Here is an 18,586-nt window from a genome sequence, read left to right as displayed (position 1 = left end):
GTATTCCTGCCCCTTGAGTTTCTGTTCCTAGACAGTCAGAAACCTAGACAGGAAGCGGCGTGCGGCCGTTAAGGCGCTCCGCGACACCCACAGATGAAGCAGGAGAGCCAAAATCTCCGTCGAATTCGTTCGGGGTGCTGGCGGTTCGGGGTGCAGGCGGAGTGCCGGCTAGAAACCGAGGCGGCCCAGCTGTTTCGGATCGCGCTGCCACTCCTTGGCGACCTTGACCCGGAGCGAGAGGAAGACCCGCTTTCCCACCAGCGGTTCGATCTGTTTGCGGGCGCGCACACCAACATCCTTCAACCGGCTGCCGGATTTGCCGATGATGATGCCCTTCTGGCTGTCGCGCTCGACGAACAGGTTCGCGTAGATCTCGACCAGTTCCTGGTCGTCGCGTTCGATGATGTCGTCAATCGTCACGGCGATCGAGTGCGGCAGCTCGTCGGTGACGCCCTCGAGCGCCGCCTCCCGGATGTACTCCGAGATGCGAGACTCGAGGCTCTCGTCGGTGACCGCGTCGGCCGGGTAGAGCGGGGCATCCGACAAGGGCAGCAGGCGCAGCAGCTCTGCGCTGAGGATATCAAGCTGGATGCGGCTGGTCGCCGAGATCGGCACGATCGCCTCCCAGTCACGCAGCTGTGACACGGCGAGGAGCTGGTTGGCGACACTGGTTTTGGAGGACATGTCGATCTTGGTCACGATGGCCACCTTGCGGGCCCGCGGAAAGTTGTCCAGCTGCTCGTTGATGAACCGGTCGCCCGGGCCGATCGGCTCGTTGGCCGGAATGCAGAGGCCTACCACGTCCACGCCGGACAGCGTCGACTGCACGAGGCTGTTCAGTCGTTCGCCCAGCAGGGTGCGCGGCTTGTGGATACCCGGGGTGTCGACCAGAATCAGCTGACCGTTCTTCTGGTGCACGATGCCGCGGATGGCGCGCCGGGTGGTCTGCGGCTTCGACGACGTGATCGCGACCTTCTCCCCGACCAGCGCGTTCGTCAGCGTGGATTTGCCCACGTTGGGGCGTCCCACGAACGACACGAACCCCGCTCGGAATCCTTCTACTTCAGTCATGACCGTTCACTCTCTCATCGTCCGACACTCCGAGGAATGCGTTCTGCGCGTCTATCAGCGCTTGGTCTCGTTCAACCAGCACGGTGCTGATTCGTTTGCGGCGGCCTTCGGTGCGTTCGGCGGTGAGGACCAACCCGCTCGCCCTGGCGACCGAGCCCGCCACCGGCAAGCGCCCGAGGGCCTTGGCCAGCAGGCCACCCACCGAATCCACCTCGTCGTCGTCCAGTTCCAGGTCGAACAGTTCACCGAGCTCGTCGACCGGAAGCCGCGCGCTCACCCGGAAGCGACCGTCGCCGAGTACCTCGACCTCCACAACGTCGCGGTCGTACTCGTCGGAGATGTCTCCCACGAGTTCCTCGATCAGGTCTTCAAGGGTGACCAGTCCGGCGATGCCACCATACTCGTCGACCACCATCGCGAGGTGGTTTGACTCGAGCTGCATCTGGCGGAGCAGCGCGTCGGCTTTCTTCGACTCGGGCACGAAGACGGCCGGTCGCTCGAGCTCCCGCACCGTGAGGCTCTCCGCGTTCGGCGGCCGCTCGTAGACGAGCCGGGCCACATCGCGCAGGTACAGGATGCCCGTGACGTCATCCACTTCGCCGTCGATGACCGGCACCCGGGAGAAGCCCTTACTCAGGAACAGGCCCATCGCCGCGCCGATCGATGAGTCCGCTTCGATGGTGACCATGTCGGTGCGCGGAATCATCACCTCGCGCACGACGGTCTCGTTGAACTCGAAGATCGAGTGGATCAGTTCCCGGTCGTCCTCCTCGAGGACGTCGAGCTCGGTGGCCTCGTCGACCATGCTGAGCAGCTGGACCTCCGACGTGAACGTGGCCAGCCGGGTGCGCCCGGGGGTGACCCGGTTGCCGAGGGCGACAAGCGCGTTGGCGATGGGGCCGAGGAGCACCCGGAGGAAGTGCACCAGCGGGGCGGTCGCGGAGAGCAACTCCACGGGGTGGGCACGGCCCACGCTGCGCGGGCTGGCGCCGACGAGCACGAAGGAGACCGCGGTCATCAGCAGGGAGGACAGTAGCAGTGCCAGCCACAGCTCCTCGATCGTGGTCGCGAAGACGAGGGTCACCAGCACGGCCGCCGTGGTCTCGGCGATGATCCGTACAAAACTGATCGTGTTCAGGTGCGCCCCGGTGTCGGCGGCGATCGCCGTCAGGGAGCGCTTGGCACGGGACTTCTCGGCCAGGTCAAGAATGTCGGCCCGGGATTGGCTCGTGACGGCGGAGTCCACCGCGGCCATCAGGCCGCCGAAGGCGACCAACAGGATGGCCGCCGTGAGAAACCACCCGATCATCGGTCGCGGAGGCGTTCCTGCAGGGCGAAGCCGATCAGGATGTCTCGCTGGATGCCGAACATTTCCTTCTCCTCGGCGGGTTCCACGTGGTCAAATCCGAGCAGGTGCAGCACGCCGTGCGTGGTGAGCAGCAGGAGTTCCTCGAGGGCGCTGTGCCCGGCTGTCTCGGCCTGGCCCTGGGCCACCTGCGGGCAGAGCACGATATCGCCGAGCAGCCCCGGCGGGGTCTCGGCGTCTTCGGTGCCCGGGCGCAATTCGTCCATCGGGAAGCTGAGCACGTCGGTGGGGCCCGGCTCATCCATCCATTGCACGTGCAGCTGCTCCATCGCACCCTCGTCGACGAGGACGATCGCCAGTTCGGCGTCAGAGTGCACGTGCATGGAGTCCAGAGCGTAGGCGGCCAGACGCAGGATGGCGGCCTCATCGACCGGGATAGTCGATTCGTTGTTGATTTCGATGCTCAAGAGGATCTCCGTTTCGGAAGGCGGTCGCGGGGAGTGTTGGGGCGGCCGGGTCCGCGACCTGCGAATTCCCGCGCCTGATCGCTTTCGTAGCGCTCGGCCTGCTTCTGCGCGTCGTATGCGGTCCAGGCGTCGACGATCCGGCCGACCAGGGAGTGCCGCACGACGTCGGCACTGCTCAGACGCACGAAACGGATGTCGTCGACCCCGTCGAGCACCCGGCTCACCAAGCGCAGCCCGCTCGAGCCCGCCGGAAGGTCAATCTGAGTGATGTCCCCGGTCACGACCATTTTCGAGCCGAACCCCAACCGGGTGAGGAACATCTTCATCTGTTCGGCAGTGGTGTTCTGCGCCTCATCGAGCACGACAAAGGAGGAGTTGAGCGTGCGGCCGCGCATATAGGCGAGCGGGGCCACCTCGATGGTTCCGGCTGCGAGCAGTTTGGGCACGAGTTCCGGGTCCATCATCTCGTTCAGGGCGTCGTACAGGGGGCGCAGGTACGGGTCGATCTTCTCGGTGAGGCTGCCCGGCAGGAAGCCGAGTCGTTCCCCGGCCTCGACGGCCGGGCGGGTGAGGATGATCCGTTCGACCTCCTTGCGCTGCAGCGCCTGCACGGCCTTGGCCATTGCCAGGTAGGTCTTGCCGGTTCCGGCCGGCCCGATCCCGAACACGATGGTGTCGGTGTCGATGGCGTCCACGTATTCCTTCTGCCCGATGGTCTTGGGGCGGATGCTCTTGCCGCGGGAGCTGAGGATGGCCGGGCCCAGACGTTCGGAAGGGCTCGTGGAGCTGTCCGTGTCGAGCATCCGTGAGGAGGTGCTCACCTCGGACTCGGCGAGGTCACGCCCGCCGCGCACCATGAGCAGGAGCTCCTCGATCAGGCGACGCGCCGCCTCGACGTGCTCGGTCTCACCGATCAGGGTGACCTCGTTGCCGCGCACGTGCACGCTGACGCCGGGGTGTTCCTTCTCGACGGCGGCGAGCAGACGGTCGTCGGCGCCGAGCAGGCGCACCATGGCAATGCCGTCGACCGTGATGTGTACCTCGGCCTGGCCCGGCCCGGGCTCACCGGAAACCAAGCGTTCCCTCCCCGAGGGTTCCGCCGGCGGCCTGCGGAGCGAGCAGGTGAGCGTGGACGTGGAAAACGGTCTGCCCGACGCTGGCGCCGGTATTGAACACGAGCCGAAACTGGCCGTTGGACAGCCGGGCCGCCACAGCATCCGCCACCTCGATGAGTTCGGTCAGCAGCCCGGGGTCTCCGGCCGCGAGCTCGACCACGTTGCTGTACTCGGATGTTTTCGGCGTGATGACGACATGCACGGGCGCCTGCGGGGCGATGTCGGTGAAGGCGATGATCCGTTCGGTTTCGGCGACGATGGTCGCCGGAACCTCGCGCGCGGCGATGCGAGTGAAGATGGACGGTTCTTGGCCGGTGGAAGACATATCTCTATCTTAAGCTCACGCGCTACCAGCGGCCGAGCGTCACGTTCAGGATGGAGAGGGCGGCCGGGCCGGCGGTGGAGGTGCGCAGCACATTGTCGCCCAGGCGCACCCGGGTGGCGCCTGCCTGCTCGAGCAGGGTCAGCTCGGCCGGGGAGATGCCGCCCTCGGGTCCGACGACGAGCAGGATATCCCGGTCGTCGGTCGGCGCCGCCTGCGAGGTCAACCGTTCGCTCGCGGTGGGCTCCAGCAGCAGCATCCGGGTAGTGCCGGCCAGCTCGGCCAGCATTTTGGTGCTCGCCGGTTCCCCGACCGTGGGCAGCCACGCGCGAATCGACTGTTTCGAGGCCTCGCGCACGATGCTGGACCAGCGATCCCGGCCCTTCTTGATTTTGGCTCCCTCCCAGCGCGTCACGGAGCGGGATGCGGCCCACGGGATCACCCCGTCGATGCCGAGCTCCGTGGCCGCCTGCACAGCCAGTTCGTCCCGGTCTCCCTTGGCGAGAGCCTGGACCAGACGGATGCGCGGCGTCAGCAGCGCGGTCACGGTCACCGTCTCGACGCGCAGGGTCAGCAGCCGCGCATCTGCGTCAACGACGGTGGCGGCGAGCATGAGCCCGGCCCCGTTCCCGATCTGCAGGCGCTCGCCCGGGCGCACCCGGCTGACGGTGACCGCGTGCCGGGCCTCGGCGCCACCGATGCCGACGACCGCCCCCGGCACGCAATCGGCGGCGTGGAGCGCCTCATCGATGAAGAAGTGTGCCATCGACGCCTAGCCGCGAAACCGATCGCGCAGCTTGGCGAAAAGTCCCTGCTGAAAGGCGCTGAGGGCAGGAACCGGCGCCTTGTGGCGGGCCGCAAAGGCCTCGATCAGCTCCCGCTCCTTGTGGTCGAGACGGGTCGGTGTGACCACGTGCACGCCGACCTTCAGGTCGCCGCGTCCGTTCCCGCGCAGACGGGTTACGCCGCGGTCCTTGACCGTGATGATCTCGGCGCTCTGCGTGCCCGGCCTGAGCTCGACCTCGATGTCGCCATCGAGCGCCTTGACGGTCGCGGATCTGCCGAGGATGGCATCCGTCATCGGCACCTCGAGGGTGCAGAGCAGGTCGTCGCCGTCACGGCTGAACACGTCGTGGTGGCGCACCTTCATCTCAAGGTAGAGGTCGCCGTTGGGACCGCCGGCCGGACCAGCCTCGCCGCTGCCGGGCATCTGCAGGCGCAGGCCCGTGTCGACCCCCGCCGGGATGTCGACGGGGACCGTGCGACGCGCTCGCACGCGGCCCTGGCCCTGGCAGGTGACGCAGGGAGTGGCGATGATCGTGCCGTAGCCGCGGCAGGAACCGCAGGGGCTGCTCGTCATGACATTGCCGAGCAGCGACCGCACGGCGCGCTGGATGGTGCCGGTGCCGTGGCAGATGTCGCAGGTGACGGGCGCGGTGCCCGGCTGGCAGCACGTGCCGCTGCAGGTCGCGCACATGATGGCCGTGTCGACCTCGAGCTCCCGGTGCGTGCCGAAGATGATCTCATCGAGGTCGAGGTCGACCCGGATCAGGGCATCCTGGCCGCGCTCACGGCGCGACCGAGGCCCGCGGCTGGATCCCCCGCCGCCGAAGAAGGTCTCGAAAATGTCGCCGAAGTTGCCGAAGTTGCCGTCGAAACCGGCGCCTCCGCCGCCGCCCGAGCGGCCGTTGCCGCCACGGTCGTAGTTGTCGCGTTGCTTGACGTCGCTGAGCACGTCGTAGGCGTGCGTGACGGATTTGAAGCGCTCGGATGCATCCGCGCCCGGGTTCACGTCGGGGTGCAGCTGCCGGGCCAGCCTGCGGTAGGCCTTCTTGATCTCGTCGGTCGAGGCGTCGCGGGCAACGCCGAGTACTTCGTAATGGTCAGCCAAAGCTGGCTCTCCTAGGTCTGTTCTGAAATGTGGTGTTCCGCCGGCTTCTCGGCCGAGGGGAACTGGTCAATTCTCGCCGAGAAGGCGTGAAAGGTAGCGGGCGACCGCACGGACGGCCGCCATGTTGTTCGAGTAGTCCATCCGAGTGGGGCCGAGTACGCCGAGGCGCGCCAGGTTGCCGCCCTGCGAGGAGTAGCCGCTGGTGAGCACGGATGTCTCGGCCAGACCGAACGGGGCATTCTCCCGGCCGATACTGACGGACACGCCGTGCTGGTCAGAGGCCATCTCGCCGAACAGCCGCAGAAGCACGACCTGTTCCTCGATGGCCTCGAGCACCGGGAAAATGCTGCCGGTGAAGTCTTCCTCGGTGCGCACGAGGTTGGCGGCGCCGGCCATCACGAGCCGGTCCTGCCTGTTCGCGCCGACCTGGTCCCGCAGGGTGCCGGTGATCAGATCCACCGCCTCCTGCTGCTCGAGCGGGCCGAGGCCGGAGCCGGCGGTGAGAGAGCTGCCGGTAAGGGTGCTGGCGGCCTCGCTCATGCCGAGCCCGACCAGGGCAGAATTCAGCCGGGTGCGCAGTTCGATCAGAACGGGTTCAGCCAGAGGCCGGGGCAGGTCGACGACGCGTTGCTCGACCCGTCCGGCATCCGTGATCAGAACCGACAGGAGGCGAGTCTCGGACAGGGGCACCAGTTCGATGTGGCGCACCTTCGCGCGGGACAGCGACGGATACTGCACCAGGGCGACCTGATGGGTGAGCTGCGAGAGCAGCCGCACGCTGCGGGCCAGCACCTCGTCAAGGTCGGCCGACTGACCGAGGAACGTCTCGATGGCTTGGCGCTGCGCCGCCGAGAGCGGGCGCAGATCGGCGAGATGGTCGACGAACAGGCGGTAGCCCTTATCGGTGGGGATGCGGCCCGACGAGGTGTGCGGAGCCGCGATCAACTCTTCCTCTTCGAGCAGGGCCATGTCGTTGCGGATCGTGGCCGCCGAGACCCCGAAGGAATGCCGGTCGACGATAGATTTGGAACCGACGGGTTCGCGGGAGGCTACATAGTCCTGAACGATCACACGCAGGACTTCGAGACTGCGATCGGACACCATGGCGCTCGCCTCCTCCCAGCGTCGCGAGTGCAGCATCGATTGGCACTCGCGGTATGTGACTGCCAATCATACCGCGACCGGCTGGGCTTACCCATTGCTCCCCAATGTTGGGGCGCAGTAACTTAGGCATGTAGCACCTCTTCCCCGGTGCACTGAAAGGCATGATCATGAGTAATTTCACTGGTCCCGGACCCGATGATCCGTACCAGGGCCAACGGCCGCCGCAACCGCCCTACCAGCCTGCCGCCCCGGGACCGTCGGCACCCCTGACGGAGGCGGATGACCGCCAATGGGCGTCCCTCGCACATCTGGGCGGGATCCTCATGTTCGTGCCGTCCCTGGTGCTGTGGCTGCTCTTCAAAGACCGCGGACCTCTGACCAGCGTCGAGGCGAAGGAAGCGCTCAACTTTCAGATCACGCTTCTGATCGGCTACTTCGCGATCAACTTTTTTGCGACGGTTATCGGCTTCCTCACATTCGGCATCGGCGGCGTCATCGGCGGTCTCGCCTGGGTGCTGTACATCCTCGGTGTTGTCTTCTCGGTGCTCGGCTACCTCCAGGCGAAGGACGGCAACCACTACCGGTACCCGTTCGCCCTGCGCCTGATCAAGTAGCCCGGCGCACTCGGTTTTTCTTCAGAAGGAGCACCAATGACCAATTCCACCCCACCACCGCCCGCCAACCCGAACCAGGCTCCCACCCCGATGAACCCGGCCGACGAAAAACTGTGGGCCACCCTCGTGCACGTCGGCGGCATTCTGTTCTATTTCGTGCCGGCCCTGATCGGCTACATCGTGCTCAAGGACCGCGGCCCGTTCATCCGGGCACACACCGCGACCGCACTGAACTTCCAGCTCACGCTCCTGATCGCCTACGCGGTCGGCGGCGTCCTGACGATCATCCTCGTCGGCTACCTCGTTCTCCTGGCTGCCTCCGTTCTGATGGTCGTGTTCGGCATCATGGCCGCCTTGGCCGCAAACCGGGGCGAGTACTACACGTATCCGCTGTCGATCAAGTTCGTGAACTGAGTTCAGTCGGCGAGCAGGCGGCGCACGACGGCATCCGCCAGGAGGCGTCCTCTGAGGGTCAGTTCGATCGAACCGAAGAGGGCTGCTTTCGCGTCGATGAGTTCGTCGGCGATGAGTCCCGCCACCTCGTGGCGCCTGAGCGGGCTGAGCGAGTCGATGGGGATACCCTCGCGGATTCGGGTGAGCAAGAGCACCCGCTCCACCTCCTGAGTGGCCGCATCGAGGGTCTCCCGCCCGGCAGCCGGTGAGTCGCCGGCGCGAATCCGATCGCCGTAGGCCGACGGATGCTTGACGTTCCACCAGCGCACCCCACCGATGTGGCTGTGGGCTCCGGGCCCCACACCCCACCAGTCCTGGCTGCGCCAGTAGGCGAGGTTGTGGCGCGAGCGGTGCGCGTCATCCGTCGCCCAGTTGCTGACCTCATACCAGCCGTAGCCTGCCGAGGACAGTAGGTCGTCGGCCAGCTCATAGAACTCGGCCTGAACGTCGTCATCGACAGGGGCCAGTTCGCCGCGCTTGATCTGGCGGGCCAGCTTGGTGCCCTCCTCGACGATAAGCGAGTAGGCGCTGACGTGGGTGGGAGCCTGCCGGATGGCGTGCTCGAGGCTGGTGCGCCAATCGACGAGGGTCTCCCCCGGTGTGCCGTAGATCAGGTCGAGGGACACGTCGAGGCCGGCCTCGCGCGCCCACTGCACCACAAGCGGCACCCGCTCGGGGTCGTGGGTGCGCTCGAGGGTGGCCAGCACGCTCGGTACCGCGGACTGCATGCCGAAGGACACCCGGGTGAAGCCGGAGTCGGCGAGGCGGCCGAGGTAGGCGGCGTCGACGGAGTCGGGGTTCGCCTCGGTGGTCACCTCGGCGCCGGGTGCGATCCCCCAGGTGGAGCGCACGGCCTCCAGCATCCGCACCAGGTCGTCGGCCGGGAGCAGGGTGGGGGTGCCGCCGCCGAAGAAGACGGTCGCCGCCTGGCGGGCCGGCACGCCCGACTGAGTCAGGATCCGGCCAGCCGACTGGACCTCGGTGATCGCCTGGCCGGCATAGTCATGCTGGCTTGCGCCCCGCAACTCGGTGGCGGTATAGGTGTTGAAGTCGCAGTAGCCGCAGCGGACCCGGCAGAACGGCACGTGCAGGTAGACGCCGAAATCGCGCTGGGCTGCTCCCACGGCGGCCGAGGCCGGCAGCAGTCCGTCGCTGGGTGCGGAGTCGCCGAGGGGAAGGGCACTGCCCATGCGGTTAGACCGCGCCGATCGGATGCAGCGCGCGTAGGTACCGAGCGGTGATTTTGGCCTGTTGCCGCCGCACGAACGGCCAGCCCAGCCGGTAGAACCAGTTGCCGGGGCGGGAGAAGGCGCGGATGGTCAGCCAGACCGAGTCGTCCTCGCGTCTGTCGACGATGAACGATTCCTCGCCGCTGGCCGGGTGCCCGGCCATGGTGCCGTATGCGAAGCCGAGGCGGTCGGGTTCATCGATCACGTAGACCACGCGCACGGGGGCGTCGATGGTGAAGGGGCCTAACTTGCTCGTGAGGTGCGCGGACATGCCGTTGACGATGTAGGGCGTGCCGTCCTCGGCGAAGACGGCCTCGTCCGGCTCGGGCTTCTGGTCGCGGGCGGCCTGGCCGTCGGCGTCGAAGACGAGTCCCGTGTACTGCTGGCCGGTGCCGTCCAGCAGGTCGGTGACGGTCATTCCGCTCCCCCGCTGCACGCCCCAGGTCATCAGCGACTTCGAGGCCAGCTGGAAGCGCTCCTCACCGCTGCCAAGGCGCACGGTGCGCTCGAGGGGCCGGTAGCCCTTGGGTGGGAACCGGAGCAGGTCAGGGGCGAGGGTGCCGCCGATGGACGCGTAGGTGACGGCGGTATCGGTGAAGGTGGCGCGGCGCATCCGTCTACTTCTTCTTCGGGGGCTCGTCACCGGACAGGGCGGCGATGAACGCCTCCTGGGGAACCTCGACCCGGCCGACCATCTTCATGCGCTTCTTGCCCTCCTTCTGCTTCTCCAGCAGCTTGCGCTTGCGGGAGATGTCGCCGCCGTAGCACTTGGCGAGAACATCCTTGCGGATGGCACTGATGGACTCGCGGGCGATGATGCGGGCGCCGATCGCGGCCTGGATGGGCACGTCGAACTGCTGGCGCGGGATGAGCTTGCGCAGCCTTCCCGTCATCAGCACGCCGTAGTCGTAGGCCTTGTCGCGGTGCACAATCGCGCTGAACGCGTCGACCTGTTCGCCCTGCAGCAGGATGTCGACCTTGACCAGGTCGGCCTCCTGAGAGCCGATGGGTTCGTAGTCGAGCGAGCCGTAGCCGGCGGTGCGGCTCTTGAGATTGTCGAAGAAGTCGAACACGATCTCACCGAGCGGCATCGTGTAGCGGATCTCGACCCGGTCCTCGCCGAGGTAGTCCATGCCGAGCAGGGTGCCGCGGCGGCTCTGGCAGAGTTCCATGATCACGCCGACGTAGTCCTTGGGTGCGAGGATGGCCGCCTTCACGATCGGCTCCTCGACCTTGGCGATCTTCCCGTTCGGGAACTCGCTCGGGTTGGTGACCGTGACAGACTTCTTGTCGTCGGTGGTGACCTCGTAGATCACGCTGGGCGCCGTGGTGATCAGGTCGAGGCCGAACTCTCGGTCGAGCCGCTCGGTGATGATTTCCAGGTGCAGCAGCCCGAGGAAACCACAGCGGAAACCGAAACCGAGGGCGACGGATGTCTCGGGCTCGTACACGAGGGACGCGTCGGAGAGCTTGAGCTTGTCGAGGGCCTCCCGGAGGGCCGGGTAGTCGCTGCCGTCGATCGGGTAGAGGCCCGAGAAGACCATGGGCTTCGGCTCGGTGTAGCCCGGAAGGGCGACGGTGGCGGGGCGGAGCGCGGTGGTCACCGTGTCGCCGACCTTCGACTGGCGCACATCCTTCACGCCCGTGATCAGGTAGCCGACCTCGCCGACGCCGAGGCCCTTGCTGGTGGTGGGCTCGGGCGAGGTGACGCCGATCTCGAGGATCTCGTGCGTGGCACGGGTCGACATCATCTGGATCTTCTCGCGCGGGCCCAGCTTGCCGTCGATCATGCGCACATAGGTGACGACGCCACGGTAGCTGTCGTAGACCGAGTCGAAGATCATCGCGCGGGCCGGGGCGGCCGGGTCGCCGACCGGAGCCGGGATGAGGCGGGTGGCGCGGTCGAGGAGTTCGGCGACACCGACACCGGTCTTGCCGGAAACCCGGAGCACGTCGTCGGGACTGCCACCGATCAGGCTGGCGAGCTCCTTCGCGTACTTGTCGGGGTCGGCAGCCGGCAGGTCGATCTTGTTCAGCACCGGGATGATGGTGAGGTCGTTCTCCAGCGCCAGGTAGAGGTTGGCGAGGGTCTGCGCCTCGATCCCCTGGGCGGCGTCGACGAGGAGGATTGCTCCCTCGCACGCGGCCAGGCTGCGAGACACCTCGTAGGTGAAGTCCACGTGGCCGGGGGTGTCGATCATGTTCAGGGCGTAGGTCTGCCCGTCGAGTTCCCACGGCATACGAACGGCCTGGCTTTTGATGGTGATGCCGCGCTCGCGCTCGATGTCCATCCGGTCAAGGTATTGGGCGCGCATCGAACGGTCATCGACGACGCCGGTGATCTGCAGCATCCGGTCGGCCAACGTGGACTTGCCGTGGTCGATGTGGGCGATGATGCAGAAATTGCGGATGAACTCGGGCGGGGTGGCGGCCGGTTCAAGCGCCGTGAGGGGTCTCGGTGACATGGTCTGACAATTCTCCCATAGGTGGCTGGGTCCCGGTTTCGCCGTTGCCGCGCATCGTTCCAGGCTTGCGCGCGGGAGCGCATCGTTCCAGGCTTGCGCGCGGGAACGGCCGCGCCCGGCGGCTCGCAGCGAACCACTGCCGTGAACCACTGCCGTGGCTCTTCGGCGGGTAGTGTGGCCAATTCAGGAGATCCGACCGGGCGAGGCCGGACATCCGCACCGGTTCCGCACTGGTCCGCGGTGGCCCGGCCACCCGTGCGACGGATGTCCTGAGTTGGCCACAGACGCAGCGCCCGGCCGAGCACTCACCCACGGAAGAGCCAGAAGTGATTGACGCGAACCGGGTGCTGTCACTGCTGATCTGGTGCGGCTACTCCCTGATGTCTATCATCGGTATCGCCGTCACCCTCTCGTGCGGCTGCTCACCAGGAGGAATGAATGACACCCGCCGTCCCGGTTCTTTTCGTGCACGGGATCCGCACGTCGGGCACCATGTGGCGACGACAGCTGTCCATGCTGGGCGAGGCCGGGCATCCGGCACTCGCGATCGATCTGCCGGGGCACGGCGCCCGCATGGACGAAACGTTCACCGTGGCGGGCGCCCTGGCCGCCATCGACGAGGGCGTCGCTGCTCTGGGCGGCCGGGTGCTGCTGGTCGGCCTCTCCCTCGGCGGCTACTACGCCATCGAGTACGCCGCGCGCCACCCGCAGACGGTGGCCGGGCTGGTCGCCGCGGGAAGCTGCGCGCTCCCGGCCGGCTGGCTGCTGGACGCCTACCGGGGCCTGGCCCGGCTGATCCGCCGACTGCCCGACCAGGGATTGTGGCTCCACACCACACTCGTGCGGGTGCTCCTTCCATCGGCAGGGGCCGCCGACACGCTCGCCGGCGGTGTGCCGCTGACGGTGATGGATGCCGGGCTCGGCGCCACCGGCAGCCTCCGCCCGCTGGACAGCCTGGCTCGCTATCCCGGCCCGGTGTGGCTGGTCAACGGTTCTCTGGATCAGTTCCGGCTGCATGAGCGCCGCTTCCTCGCCGCCTGCCAGGACGGGCGCCTCGTGATCGTCCCCCGGGCGTCGCACCTCGTCAGCCTGGCCCAACCGGAACGCTTCGCCGCGGTGCTGAGCGGCATCCTCACGGAGGTTGCGATCGACTGGCCCGGGCCGATTGTCGACCTGAACGAATAGCTGGTATCGTTGCCTGTTGGCTTGCGTGTCGGGTCCCACCCCACACGATAATTGCCGTACGGCGCCCTCTACCGCCAAGCGGCCCATCCGAAAAAGAATCTAACGAAAGCGTATAAACGTGGCAAACATCAAGTCGCAGATCAAGCGTATCGGCACCAACAAAAAGGCCCAGGAGCGCAACAAGTCGGTCAAGAGCGAGTTCAAGCGCGCTGTCCGCGCGACGCGCCTGGCGATCGCCGCGGGCGACAAGGACAAGGCTGTTGCCAGCCTCGCCGTTGCTTCGAAAAAGCTCGACAAGGCCGTCAGCAAGGGCGTCATCCACCAGAACCAGGCCGCGAACAAGAAGTCCGCGATCGCCAAGTCGGTCAACGCCCTCGTCTAGTCTGCGCCTGACCGGGATCAGGATCGTTCACCGGCCCTGACCGGCATACACAACAGCCCCTGCCATCTCGGTGGGGGCTTTCGTGTGTCCGGGCAGAGGCTCGAACCGTCGGGGACCGGTCACCTGAAATTCATCACGGCCAGGCCCGGTCAGGCGCAGCAGCATCGCCCTGACGGCGGTCCTGGCAGCCGTCGCCTCTCTGCCGCTCGCCGCGCTGATCGTGTCGTGCGCGCCGAGTCCGCCCAGGCCCACACCTCTCAGTTCGGACATCAGTCGGCGCGCACCACGGTGAGCGACCCCTCCCTGGCGCGGAGCTCACCGTCGAGGGTAAGGAGGCGCGCGAAAGCCGGGTCTGGTCAGCTCCCACCGCGGCGGGCGATCACACCGATGAGCCGCTCGAGAGCGAAGACGGGGTCGCGCTCGGCACCCTTCACTGCGGCATCCGTTTCGGCCAGCGCCACGACGCAGCGGGCGAGACCCTCGTCGGACCAGCTGCGCAGGTCACGTTGGGCCCGCTCGACCTGCCAGGGGGCGAGGCCGAACTGGGAGGCAAGCTGGGCCGAGCCGCCGCGCACCCCGCAGAGCTTCGCCATGGTGCGGATCTTCATGGCGAACGCGGCCACCACCGGGACCGGGTCGGCGCCGGAGGACAGGGCGTGGCGCAGGATGACGAGCGCCTCCCCCTGATGCCCGGCGATGGCGGCATCGGCTACCTTGAACGCGTTGGCCTCGACCCTACCGCCGTAGTAGCGGTCCACGGTCGTCTCGGTCACTTCGGTGCCGACATCGGCGATGAGCTGCTGGCAGGCCGCGGAGAGTTCGGCCAGATCGCCGGAAAACGCGGCGACCAGGGACCGCAGCGCGCTGGGAGTGACCCGCTTGCCGGCCGTCTTGAATTCCGCGGAGGCGAAGTCGTGCCGGTCGGAGTCTTTCTTCAGCTCGGTGCAGACGACCTCGATGGCGCCGCCGACGCCCGAACGGATGGTGTCGAGCAGCTTCTTGCCGCGCACGCCGCCGCCGTGCCGGAGCACGACGTAGGTGTCCTCGGCCGGGTTCTGCAGGTAGTCGAGGGCCTCCGCGAGGAACGTGTCGCTGCACTTCTCGACGGAGCTGACGCGGATCAGCCGCGGTTCGCCGAAGAGGGACGGGCTGGCCATGGTGAGCAGTTCGCCGGGCGCATAGCTGTCGGCCTGCACGTCGCTGATCTCCAGGCTGGGGTCTTCGAGTTTGAGGAAGTCCCGCAGCTGGCGGATCGCGCGTTCGGCCAGGAACACTTCGGTTCCGGAGACCAGGATGATCGGCGCCGGCCGCACCTGGTGCCAGGCCAGCTGCGGGATGGCGGCCGACTTCGGCACGGCGCGGGGCGCGGTCCGGCCGGATGAAGCTGTGCGTGCGGCCACTCGGGGTTCCTTCGATTGAGGCTGTGCGGAATCCATTAAGACTATCCGGGGTCGGTGTCCGGCACGGTCTCGCTCCGCACGGTCTCGCTCCAGACCGTCAGCGCACCACCACCTGGCCCCGGAGCGATCACCAGCAGTCCCTGCTGGTCGGTGCGGAGGGGCAGTGTGCCCGCGGCCGCAAGAATGTCCAGGACCGTGTCGGTGGGATGGCCGTAGCCGTTCTCCCTGCCTACCGAAATCAGCCCCACCGTTGCCCGAAGATCGGCATAGAGCTCCGGGCTTTGGTCTGCCGACCCGTGGTGGGCGACCTTGACGACATCCACCTCGCCCGGGCTGGAGCTGCGCCGGAGCGCGTCTTGGGATTCCTCGCCGAGATCCCCGAGGAACAGGGAACGGATGCCGCGACCGTCGAATCCGATCGTCACGCTCCCCTCGTTTCCGGTCTGCATCACCGCTGAGCCCCGCACCGGCCAGAGGATCTCCCAGCGCAGCTCCCCGAGGGTGCCCGTGTCGCCGCGGGCAGCGCCCCGCAGTTCGGCACCGCCCGCGGCGAGGGCATCGTGCAGTCGCTCATCGTCGGCGTTCTCCGGGATGCCGACCAGCGCCGTGTCGACGCGGCCGATCACGGCGGCGACCCCGCCGATGTGGTCCAGGTCGTAGTGGGTCAGCACGAGGATGTCGATTCGGTCGATCCCCAGCGTGTCGAGGCAGTCGGCGAGCAGGGCCGGGTCGGGCCCCACGTCGACGAGCGCGTACCGGTCGCGGTCGCGCACGACGACCGCATCACCCTGCCCGATGTCGCAGGCCGCGATCTGCCAGTCCGCGGGGAAGGCCACGGCCCGGCCGACGCCTGCCCCGATCAGGCTGCCCGCGTAGCTTCCGGCGGCGAGAACCAGCACCGCGATCGCCGCGATCGGCCAGCGCGCCCGAACCTGCCCCCGGCCCCGCATCACCAGCGCCACCGCGGCCACCGTCAGTAGAACGGTCACGAGAACACCGAGCGGGCCGCCCAGCCAGGGTAGGCGGCTGCCGGGCAGCTCTGCGGATGTTCGGGCGATCGCCGCGATCCAGGCGGCCGGCAGCCAGGCCAGGTAGAGCACTCCCCCGGCGACACCGGGCAGCCAGGGCAAGAGCAGGCACGCGATCAGACCGATGACGGTGGCGGCCGGGGCTGCCGGACCGGCCAGCAGATTCGCGGGCACCCCGTAGAGCGGGAGGGTGGGCGTGAGCAGAACGAGCACCGGCTGACAGGCCAGCTGCGCGGCCAGCGGGATGGCGATCACGGCGGCGAGCCAGGTGGGCAGCCACCGATGCAGCATTCGGGTCAGCGGCCCGGCCAGCACGAGTAGGCCGGCCGTGGCCAGAACCGACAAAGCGAACCCGTAACTGCGGGCCAGCCATGGGTCGGCCGCCAGCAGTAGGATCACGACGAGTGCGAGCAACGGCACACCTCGGCCCGGCCGACCGGAGGCAATCCCGAGCAGCAGGATCGTCGCCATCAGAGCGGCACGCAGCACACTGGGTTCGGGCGTCACGAGCACCACGAACCCGAGCAGGGTGAGGAGCGAGATCGCGATCCGGATGCCGCGGCGCAGTCCCAGAAACCCGGTCAGCAGCATGACGCCCGCGATCACCACGGCGCAGTTCGCTCCAGACACTGCCGTGAGGTGGCTGAGCGAACTCGTCTTCATGGCCGCGTCGAGGTCTGCCTCGACCGAGCTCGTGTCACCAATGGCCAGGCCGGGCAGCAGGTCACCGCCGTCGCCGGGCAGATCGCCCGCGGCGGTCGTGAACAGGGTGCGCAGTTCCCCGGCCCAGCCGAGCCACCAGGGTGGTGTCACGAGGAGCTCGGGCGGACCACGCCCAAACACCAGGGCGGATGCCGCATCCCCGGCCGCCGTGAGCCGAAGGGTGGCGTCCAGCCGCACGACACTGCCGATCTGAAGCGCGGTCGCCTGTCCGCTCGCAGTCTCCGCGAACACGACCACCGGAACCGACAGACCCCGCCCAGCACCCTTCCGGGCGACCTCGCCCTGCTCGATCCCGGTCAGGGTGCCGCGGAAGCGCACCCGGGCGGACGCTCCGGAGTCAGAGCCAGCCGGGCCGAAGAGTGCGGGAGCACCGAACGACTGGGTCTGCACCGGGATAGACGCCACCGTGAGAAGCACGGTCACTGACTCCTGCCGGGCGGCGCTCTCCCGCACGGTTTCCGGCAGCCGCCCGGGCGCAGCAACCGTGACCGCGGATGCCATCAACGCGGCCGCAGCGCAACAGACCAGGCCGACACCCCAGGCCGACACCACCCGGGCGCGGACCAGTCGACGCGCCACAACCAGACCCACGCCCAGTGCGGCGGCCCACAACGCGGCCTGAGCGCCGGGTGCCCACCCGGGGAAGGCGATGAGCAACCAGGCCGCCAGCCAGGCAGTCGCCGCGGGGAAAACCAGACGCAGGTCGAGCCCGGTCATGCCGTGATCCGGGCGGCGAGCTACGATGTCGCGCGTAAAATCCATACCGGGAGGCTAGGTGCGCCCGCGGCTCCCCCCGGTGGCCACCGGAATCTGTGCCCGGTTGACGCGGGACCGGGGGTGTGGAGGCGTGCCCGGTGACCTCGCCACCGGTCCGCGGCGACGGAGCGGCTCGTCAAAAACGACACGCTTCAGCCCGCGAGCAGGCCGCCGACGGCGCCCATTGCCGCCAGTCGGTCAGTTTTCAAGCACCGGATACGCCCGCCGCACCGATGCGTCAGGACTTCAGGCACCCTCCGTTCACGGCCACTCTCACACGGTGATCAGGGCTCTGAGCCCCTCGAACGTCTTCTCACCGATACCGGTGACATTGCGCAGGTCCTCGACGGCCGCGAACGGCCCGTTGGCGTCGCGGAAGTCCAGAATGCGCTGGGCCATGGCCGGGCCGATGCGCGGCAGGGTGTCGAGGTCGGCCAGGCTGGCCGTGTTGAGGTTGACCAGGACCGCCGGGCCGCCGCCACCTGGGTCGGATGCGCCGCCGAGGGATGCACCGCTGCCCGGCGGCGGTCCCTCGGGGACTTCGCCGAGCTGGGGCAGGTAGAGCTGCTCGCCGTCGCTGACCTTGCGAGCGAGATTGGTGCCGGCCGGATCGGCGGTCTCGGTCAGCCCGCCGGCGGCGGCCACGGCATCCATCACCCGGGCACCGGTGGAGAGTTCGAAGAGACCGGGACGCCGCACGGCGCCGAGCACATGAACCAAGATGAGGGCACCGGATGCCGAGGCTGCCCCCGAGGAACTCGGGTCCGGGCCGCTGTCGGCTCCACCGGAACCCGAACCCGCGGTCGGGTGCGCCGGGGACACCACCTGGTGCCCGGCCTGCTGACCGAGCGCGGACACGATTACCGCGGTGGCCAACGCCAATATCAACAGCACGACGGCTGCGCCCACCCCGATGCGCACGCGCGCAGGAGCGCGCCCCTGCGCGCTCGGGGCCAGGCGGTCGAGTGCCGCGATTACCGGGTCAGGCTCCATCCCCGCAGGCTAAGCCGACGGGTGCCGGTCCCCCAGCGGACGGCCGTACACTGTGGGCGGCGCCGCGAGGTGCCGCCCTGGG

Annotated in this window: 18 protein-coding genes; 4 read left to right on the top strand and 14 right to left on the bottom strand. The window is 68.0% G+C overall.

The genetic code is table 11. The features are described 5' to 3' along the window. Nucleotides 1-168: 168 nt before the first annotated feature. The 8 genes from era to hrcA all read right to left on the bottom strand — a co-directional run bounded on the left by era (nt 169) and on the right by hrcA (nt 7,276). Nucleotides 169-1,071: a GTPase Era gene (gene era / locus E3N86_RS11615; RefSeq protein WP_104099992.1), complete on the bottom strand. Its 903-nt coding sequence runs from the start codon at nt 1,069-1,071 to the stop codon at nt 169-171. Next, complete coding sequence (locus E3N86_RS11610; protein ID WP_134343373.1) at nt 1,064-2,380, bottom strand: hemolysin family protein; 1,317 nt, start codon at nt 2,378-2,380, stop codon at nt 1,064-1,066. Before E3N86_RS11610 ends, era begins: the two co-directional genes overlap by 8 nt. Next, nucleotides 2,377-2,844, bottom strand: a complete 468-nt coding sequence (ybeY, locus tag E3N86_RS11605; protein ID WP_104099994.1) for an rRNA maturation RNase YbeY — start codon at nt 2,842-2,844, stop codon at nt 2,377-2,379. The genes E3N86_RS11610 and ybeY overlap by 4 nt, the downstream gene beginning before the upstream one ends. Next, nucleotides 2,841-3,857 (bottom strand): PhoH family protein, encoded by a 1,017-nt coding sequence (locus E3N86_RS11600; protein ID WP_104100031.1) that lies wholly within the window; start codon nt 3,855-3,857, stop codon nt 2,841-2,843. The genes ybeY and E3N86_RS11600 overlap by 4 nt, the downstream gene beginning before the upstream one ends. 49 nt (nt 3,858-3,906) lie before the next feature. Continuing rightward, nucleotides 3,907-4,284 (bottom strand): HIT domain-containing protein, encoded by a 378-nt coding sequence (locus E3N86_RS11595; protein ID WP_104099995.1) that lies wholly within the window; start codon nt 4,282-4,284, stop codon nt 3,907-3,909. Between the two features lie 22 nt (nt 4,285-4,306). Continuing rightward, nucleotides 4,307-5,047, bottom strand: coding sequence for a 16S rRNA (uracil(1498)-N(3))-methyltransferase (locus tag E3N86_RS11590; RefSeq protein ID WP_134375022.1), 741 nt, complete (start codon nt 5,045-5,047; stop codon nt 4,307-4,309). 6 nt (nt 5,048-5,053) lie between these two features. Next, the gene (gene dnaJ, locus E3N86_RS11585) at nt 5,054-6,172 is read right to left on the bottom strand and encodes a molecular chaperone DnaJ (RefSeq protein ID WP_104099997.1); all 1,119 of its coding nucleotides are present in this window, start codon (nt 6,170-6,172) and stop codon (nt 5,054-5,056) included. A gap of 66 nt (nt 6,173-6,238) precedes the next feature. Next, a complete protein-coding gene (gene hrcA, locus E3N86_RS11580) occupies nt 6,239-7,276 on the bottom strand; it encodes a heat-inducible transcriptional repressor HrcA (RefSeq protein WP_134375024.1) in 1,038 nt (345 codons plus the stop codon). 167 nt (nt 7,277-7,443) lie between these two features. Between hrcA and E3N86_RS11575 the strand changes: the two genes are divergently transcribed. Then, complete coding sequence (locus E3N86_RS11575) at nt 7,444-7,890, top strand: DUF4870 domain-containing protein (RefSeq protein ID WP_104169704.1); 447 nt, start codon at nt 7,444-7,446, stop codon at nt 7,888-7,890. Nucleotides 7,891-7,926: 36 nt separating this feature from the next. Then, on the top strand, nt 7,927-8,304 hold the full coding sequence (locus tag E3N86_RS11570) for a DUF4870 domain-containing protein (RefSeq protein WP_241972999.1): 378 nt from the start codon (nt 7,927-7,929) through the stop codon (nt 8,302-8,304). 2 nt (nt 8,305-8,306) lie between these two features. Here E3N86_RS11570 and hemW read toward each other — a convergent pair whose 3' ends face one another. The 3 genes from hemW to lepA are packed head-to-tail and all read right to left on the bottom strand — an operon-like array spanning nt 8,307 to nt 12,037. Further along, on the bottom strand, nt 8,307-9,533 hold the full coding sequence (hemW, locus tag E3N86_RS11565) for a radical SAM family heme chaperone HemW (RefSeq protein ID WP_134375025.1): 1,227 nt from the start codon (nt 9,531-9,533) through the stop codon (nt 8,307-8,309). Between the two features lie 4 nt (nt 9,534-9,537). Then, nucleotides 9,538-10,185, bottom strand: coding sequence for a DUF1990 family protein (locus E3N86_RS11560; protein WP_104100000.1), 648 nt, complete (start codon nt 10,183-10,185; stop codon nt 9,538-9,540). Between the two features lie 4 nt (nt 10,186-10,189). After that, on the bottom strand, nt 10,190-12,037 hold the full coding sequence (gene lepA, locus E3N86_RS11555; protein ID WP_104100001.1) for a translation elongation factor 4: 1,848 nt from the start codon (nt 12,035-12,037) through the stop codon (nt 10,190-10,192). A 438-nt stretch (nt 12,038-12,475) separates the two neighbouring features. Between lepA and E3N86_RS11550 the strand changes: the two genes are divergently transcribed. Continuing rightward, complete coding sequence (locus E3N86_RS11550) at nt 12,476-13,222, top strand: alpha/beta fold hydrolase (protein ID WP_134511975.1); 747 nt, start codon at nt 12,476-12,478, stop codon at nt 13,220-13,222. A gap of 118 nt (nt 13,223-13,340) precedes the next feature. Then, nucleotides 13,341-13,604, top strand: coding sequence for a 30S ribosomal protein S20 (gene rpsT / locus E3N86_RS11545; protein WP_134375027.1), 264 nt, complete (start codon nt 13,341-13,343; stop codon nt 13,602-13,604). A gap of 356 nt (nt 13,605-13,960) precedes the next feature. Here rpsT and holA read toward each other — a convergent pair whose 3' ends face one another. From holA to E3N86_RS11530, 3 genes are all read right to left on the bottom strand, one after another. Further along, complete coding sequence (holA, locus tag E3N86_RS11540) at nt 13,961-15,004, bottom strand: DNA polymerase III subunit delta (protein ID WP_241980905.1); 1,044 nt, start codon at nt 15,002-15,004, stop codon at nt 13,961-13,963. A 41-nt stretch (nt 15,005-15,045) separates the two neighbouring features. Then, nucleotides 15,046-17,517, bottom strand: a complete 2,472-nt coding sequence (locus E3N86_RS11535; protein ID WP_134511974.1) for a ComEC/Rec2 family competence protein — start codon at nt 17,515-17,517, stop codon at nt 15,046-15,048. A 267-nt stretch (nt 17,518-17,784) separates the two neighbouring features. Further along, complete coding sequence (locus E3N86_RS11530; protein ID WP_134375031.1) at nt 17,785-18,504, bottom strand: helix-hairpin-helix domain-containing protein; 720 nt, start codon at nt 18,502-18,504, stop codon at nt 17,785-17,787. Between the last annotated feature and the right edge of the window lie 82 nt (nt 18,505-18,586).

Origin of the sequence: Cryobacterium sp. Hz7, assembly GCF_004402815.1 — a bacterium.
Classification (GTDB): domain Bacteria; phylum Actinomycetota; class Actinomycetes; order Actinomycetales; family Microbacteriaceae; genus Cryobacterium; species Cryobacterium sandaracinum.
Note: the sequence above shows the minus strand (reverse complement) of the source record. Positions and strands in the feature narration are given on the sequence as shown.